This window comes from Streptomyces sp. NPDC058469, from assembly GCF_042721125.1.
In the GTDB taxonomy this organism is placed as follows: Bacteria; Actinomycetota; Actinomycetes; order Streptomycetales; family Streptomycetaceae; genus Streptomyces.
In genome coordinates this window covers 22901-28669 of record NZ_JBHXME010000116.1, presented here as the reverse complement: position 1 = coordinate 28669, position 5769 = coordinate 22901, and the positions used below count along the sequence as shown (strand labels likewise).

The 5769-nt window shown below is 70.4% G+C and carries 6 protein-coding genes; 4 read left to right on the top strand and 2 right to left on the bottom strand.

Annotated elements, in window-relative coordinates; all coding sequences use genetic code 11:
* The 4 genes from ACFWP5_RS36475 to ACFWP5_RS36460 all read left to right on the top strand — a co-directional run.
* On the top strand, positions 1–316 hold a 316-nt coding region (locus ACFWP5_RS36475), incomplete at its 5' end, for an alpha/beta hydrolase (protein WP_384166745.1).
* 82 nt (positions 317–398) lie between these two features.
* Positions 399–869: a MarR family winged helix-turn-helix transcriptional regulator gene (locus ACFWP5_RS36470; RefSeq protein WP_384166742.1), complete on the top strand. Its 471-nt coding sequence runs from the start codon at positions 399–401 to the stop codon at positions 867–869.
* 31 nt (positions 870–900) lie between these two features.
* Positions 901–2322, top strand: coding sequence for an MFS transporter (locus tag ACFWP5_RS36465; RefSeq protein WP_384166739.1), 1422 nt, complete (start codon positions 901–903; stop codon positions 2320–2322).
* 52 nt (positions 2323–2374) lie between these two features.
* Positions 2375–2971, top strand: a complete 597-nt coding sequence (locus tag ACFWP5_RS36460; RefSeq protein ID WP_384166736.1) for a cysteine hydrolase family protein — start codon at positions 2375–2377, stop codon at positions 2969–2971.
* A gap of 8 nt (positions 2972–2979) precedes the next feature.
* On the opposite strand, the gene ACFWP5_RS36455 is transcribed toward ACFWP5_RS36460, so the two are convergent.
* Entirely contained in the window at positions 2980–3918 is a 939-nt protein-coding gene (locus ACFWP5_RS36455) for an RNA polymerase sigma factor (protein WP_384166733.1), read from the bottom strand.
* Between the two features lie 209 nt (positions 3919–4127).
* Positions 4128–5522, bottom strand: a complete 1395-nt coding sequence (locus ACFWP5_RS36450) for a carotenoid oxygenase family protein (protein WP_384166730.1) — start codon at positions 5520–5522, stop codon at positions 4128–4130.
* Positions 5523–5769 lie beyond the last annotated feature (247 nt).

Genomic DNA, 5769 nt, shown 5'->3' with positions numbered 1-5769 from the left:
GGACGGCGACGCCGGCCAGGCCGTCAACAAGGCGATCCTGACCAAGGACAACACCTGGCCGAGCCTCGACCGGATCGCCGCCTTCGACGCCTTCGCGTCCCTCGCCCTGATCGCCCCGCGGCCCGTGTTGCTGATCGTCGGGCGGGCGGCGGTGACGTCCTGGATGAGCGTGGAGGCGTTCCAAAAGGCGTACGGGCCGAAGGAGTTGGTGTGGATCGAGGGCGCTTCGCATGTCGATCTCTATGACAAGGACGCGTACGTGACGCCCGCCGTCGAGAAGCTGAGCGTCTTCTTCGGCGACCACCTGGCGGTGTGATCCAGCGCGGTGTGATCCAGCAGACAGCGAAAACTACACAAGTAACTTGGCAAAGTTGCTTGTGTAGTTTTACGTTGGAACCATGAACACGAACCCCGGGCCGCGGCAGTCCGTCGCGACCGCGCAGCGGCTCAACGACGCGATCACCCGGCTGCGCGCACGGCTGCGCACGGAATCGGGGCAACATGCGACCGGCCTGACCCTCACGCAGCTCGGCGTGCTGGCGAGTGTCGTACGGGAAGGCCCTGTCACCGCGGCGCGGCTGGCCGCGCTGGAGCGCGTCAGCGCGCAGTCCATCGCGCAGAGCCTGGCCGTGCTCAAGGCCGCCGGACTGGTCCGCAGCGAGCCCGACGCGCAGGACGGCCGCAAGAAGCTGATGAGCGCCGACCCGTCCGCGACCGAACTGGTCGAGAAGCTGCTCGCGGGGCGTGCCTCCTTCCTGGCGCGGGCCATCGACCAGTTGGTCGCCCCGGACGAGCGCGCGGACGTGGAGAAGGCCATCGAGTTGCTGGAGCGCCTCGCCACGACCGAGCTGAACGACGGCGGCATATGAGGACCGGGACCGACCGTATGAGGACCGGCACATGAGGACCGACACCGGCAAGGCCACCGACCCGGCGCGCACGCTCGCGCGCAAGCCCTTCGCCTGGACCTTCACGACCCCGCTCTATGTGGGCGCCGGCCTCAACCCGGTCAACAGCTCCATCATCGCGACCGCGCTGGTGCCGATCGCCACCGAGCTGCACGTCGCGGTCGGCAGCACCGCCGTACTGGTCTCCTCGCTCTATCTGGCCAGCGCCGTGGCGCAGCCGACCGCCGGCAAGCTGGCGGAGGTGCTCGGTGCGCGCCCTGTCTTCCTCTTCGGCATCGTCCTGGTGCTGCTCGGCGGTGTCGTCGGGGGCCTCGGCCAGAACCTGGCGATGCTGACCGTGGCCCGGGTCCTGGTCGGCATCGGCACCTCGGCCGCGTTCCCCTGCGCGATGGTGCTGATCCGGCGCCGCGCCCAGGACGCCGGTCTCGACGCCCCGCCGGGCGGAGTGCTCGGCGGGATCGCGATCGCAGGCATGGCCACCGCCGCGGTGGGCCCGCCGATCGGCGGACTGCTGGTCGGCGCCGCGGGCTGGCGCTGGGCGTTCCTGATCAACATCCCGGTGACCTTGGCCGCGATGGTGATGGCCGTGCGCTGGCTGCCCAAGGACCCGGCGCTGGACCGCGCGGACCACGGTTTCCGCAGGGTCGCCGACCGGATCGACCTTCCCGGCATCCTCGGTTTCGCCGTGACGATGAGCGCGCTGGTCATCTTCCTGATGGGCCTCCCCCAGCTCGGGTGGACCGCGCTCGCCGTCTTCGTCCTGGCCGCGGTGCCCACGGTGTGGTGGGAGCTGCGCAAGACGGGACCGTTCTTCGACTTCCGCGGCCTCGCCGCCAACGGCGCCCTCACCCGGACCTATCTGCGCCAGGCGCTCACCCTGCTCGGCACGTACACCGTGATGTACGGCGTGACGCAGTGGATGGAGGCCGCGCACGGGCTGTCCAGCGTGACGGCGGGACTCCTCCTGCTGCCGATGGGCGCCGTCTCCGCACTCCTCTCGCACCCGCTCGCCCGCCGCAACCTGATCCGCGGGCCGCTGATCGTCTCGGCGGTGACCATGCTGATCGGCTCGGCCGGGATCATGCTGCTCACCTCGCACAGCCCGGCGATCGCGATCGTGCTGGTGTCCCTGGTCTTCGGCGTCGCCTCGGCCACCACCACCGTCGGGAACCAGACCGCCCTCTACCTGGAGGCACCGCCGGACCAAATAGGCACCGCCTCCGGGCTGTTCCGGACCTTCGGCTACCTCGGGACGATCACCTCCGCCGTGATCGGCGGCATCGTCTTCCGCGCCGGCGTGACCGACCACGGCCTGCACATCCTCGGCCTCGTCCTGGTCGGCGCGGGCCTCGCGGTCCTCCTGCTGACCGTCCTGGACCGCCGGCTGATGGGCCGCGCCACCACGACCACCTGACCGATCCACTCCGACAACCCCCTACGAAGCACCCCCTCAAGGAGAACCTCGCGTGAGCACCCCCTCCCTCCCCACGATCACCCCCGAACGGACCGCCCTGCTGGTCATGGACTTCCAGAACGGGATCGTCCCCATCGCCCCCGACTCCGACGCCCTCGTCGAGCGGGTCAAGGACACCATCGCCCACGTCCGTGCCGCCGGCGGCGCCATCGGCTACGTCCGCGTCGCCTTCACCGAGGACGACTGGTCGGCGGTCCCCGAGACGAACAAGTCCTTCAGCGCGGTCGCCGCGGCGAAGATGCTGCACCACGAGGACGACGCCACTCAGATCGACGCGCGGATCACGCCCGAGGACGGCGACATCGTCGTCCGCAAGATCCGCTTCGGTTCCGGCTCCACCACCGATCTCCACCAGCAGTTGAGCGACCGTGGCATCGACACCCTGGTGCTCGCCGGGATCAGCACCAGCGGCGTGGTCCTGTCCACCGTCATCGACGCCGCCGACCGCGACTACCGCGTCTTCGTCCTGTCCGACGGCGTCGCCGACCCCGATGCCGAGACCCATCAGCTGCTGGTCGAGAAGGTGTTCCCGTCCCGGGCCCACGTCATCGACACCACCGGTCTACGAGAGCTGCTGCGCTCCGTCTGACACAGCGCTCACGCCGGTGCCCCGGGGAAGACCACCCGCAGCTTCTGCACCCGTCCGTCGCGGCGGAACATCAGCCAGGCGAGGGTGGGCGGGCAGGGATTCGGGACACCGGCGGGGGTGACCGCCTCCATCTCCCAGATGGCGATGTCCCGGCTGGCCACGACATGGCGCAGAAGCTGGGTCACGCCCTTCTCCCGGGTGCTCCGCATCGCCGGGAAGGGATGGAGGCGTTCCCCCTTCTTGTTGAGGATGCCGACCAGTTCGGTCTCCGCCGGCCACAACTCCAGGATCTCGCCGGGCAGTTGGCCGCGCATGGCGCCGTCCAGCGTGACCTCGGCCTCCTGCCGGCTGTCCTCGGTGAGCACGGAGGCGTCGTCGTGGCCCTCGGTCGCGGTCGACAGCAGCACCTTGGCCATCTTCGCCCGGGCCTGGTTGAGCCGGCTGCGCACGGTACCGACCGGCACCTCGCAGGCCTCGGCGATCTCCTGGTACGAGGTGATCCCGCTGAAGTGCCGCAGCATCAGCACCAGCCGCTGCTGCTGCGGCAGTTCCTCCACCGCGTCCCAGATCCAGTCCCGCATCGCGTGCTGCTCGATGAACCGCTCGGGGTGCGAGGGCTCGCCCTCCCGCACCCGCAGCTGCTCCAGCCCGTCGAGACCGGGCACCTCCCGGACGGCCCGCAACCGCATCCGGGAGGCGTTCCGCACGATCGCCCGCAGCCACGGTCCCACGGCCGCGGGGTCCCGTACGTCGCCGATGCGCCGCAGCGCGGTCAACGCGGCGTCCTGCACCGCGTCCTCGGCATCGGGGCCGTAGCCGAGAAGACTCAACGCGACCGCGCGCATGGGCGCCTGATGGCGCGTCAGCAACAGCCCGAGGGCGCCGGACTCGCCGGCCTGGGCCCTGAGGGTGAGTTCCTCATCCGTGGGGTGGTCGAGGGGCACCATGAACCGAAAGCCTCCATGCGGACGGACCACAAGCCGCAGGCCGCTCCGGGGAATGGGGGCCCGTCCTCTTGAGATCCCACTTCTCCCACTCCACGGTGAACACCGGATGGACCCCAGGTGTCGGATCGAGGGGACCCGTGTCGAGGAAGATACGCCGCTACGGCTCCTCGCTGGCCCCCCTCGACCGGATCGGTCAACACACCCTCGCATCAGGCCTGTTCGACGGGCTCGGGCTCGGGCAGCCAGCTGCCGTGGAAGCCGGACGGAACCGGGTACGGCAGTTCCACGACCGCCTGCACGGAGAGGTCCGTGGCGTCGAGGACGAGCAGTTCACCCGCCGCGCCTTCGTCGTCCGAGACGAGCGACAGGAGCCAGCCCGCGTCCTCGTCGGTGCCGTCCGACGCCGGTACGAAGACCGCCTCGCCGGAGTAGCGGCTGCCGGGCGTCTTGTGGACGTCACCGGTCTGGCGCACCAGGTCGTGCTTGGCGATGCCGTCGCCGTTGACCGTGTAGAGGTAGCGGTTCCGGCGCCCGGTGAGGGTCTCGTTGTGGGTGGGGAACTCGGCCTCGCGGTCGTCCAGTTGGGACTCGACGACACGGCCGGCCACCGGGTCCAGGATCCACCGGTACAGGACGGAGGGGGCCTGGGTGTGACCCGGTTCCCGCACCCCGACCTGGCCGTTCGGCACACTGGGGACGCTCGCGCCGGTGGGTCCGCCGATGTCGCCCCAGACCTTTCGGAAGCCGGCGTCGTCGTAGCGCACCGCGTCCAGCACCACACGCCCCTGCGCGTCCTCATAGGCGTTGCCCACATGGAAGACGTAGCAGGGATCGACGTCGAACCATTGCACATCGGTGGAACCGTGCTCGCGGGACATGATCCCGATCCGCGCGCCGTACGCCTCGGCCCACCGGTACGGCATGCCGCCGCGCCCGGCCAGGGTGTGGTCGAAGACGACGGGCAGGTCCATCCACACGATGTGGTGCTCGGTGATGGCGAAGTCGTGCATCATCGTCGGCCCGGGCACGTCGATCGGTCGGCTGTCGAGCAGCGCGCCGTCCGGGGTGACCCGGTGATAGGTCAGGTAGGGCGGCGCGAACCCGGTCCCGAACAGGTGCAGTTCACCGGTGACCGGGTCCTCCTTGGGATGCGCGGTCATCGCGGTGGTCAGCTTCCCCCCGAAGTCGTACGGCCCGACGGTCTCCAGCTCCGGGGTGACCCAGTACGGAAGGCCCACCTCGCACAGGGCGAGGACGGTGTCGGCGTGCCGGATCACATGGGTGTTGGCGGGCACCGCGGCGAGGTCGACGCTGAAGTCCTCCCGGACGAAGGGGTGACCCTCCAACTCCCTTGTCCTGACCCACCTGTTGCGGTACCACTCGGCACGGCCGCCGCGCAGCCGGATGCCGTGGAGCATGCCGGGGCCGGTGAACCAGTGCCCCCGGTCCTCGCCGGGCAGCGGGTTGGGGCCGTTGCGCAGATAGCGGCCGTCCAGGTCGGGCGGCAGAGAGCCCCGCACGGCGAGTTCGGCGGCGGTGTACTCCTCGGGGACCGGCGCGAAGCGGCCCTGGAGGTACAGGGGGACAGGTGTCTCGTTCGTCATGCTGCTTTCCTTCAAGAAGTCAGAAGTCATAGGGGTCGGACGCGTCGGACGGGTCGGATGCGTCAGACGGGTCAGACGGGTCGGCGAAGCCTCCGTACACCCGAACCGCCTTGGTCCGGGCCGGAGTTGACCGCGGCGGCGGACACCGTCTGGGGCGCGTCCGCCGCCGCGGTGGTGGGGGGCCGGCGGGGCACCACCGCCCCCACCACAGGGAACCGCGGGGGGGCGACCCGGGGGGGCCCGAGCC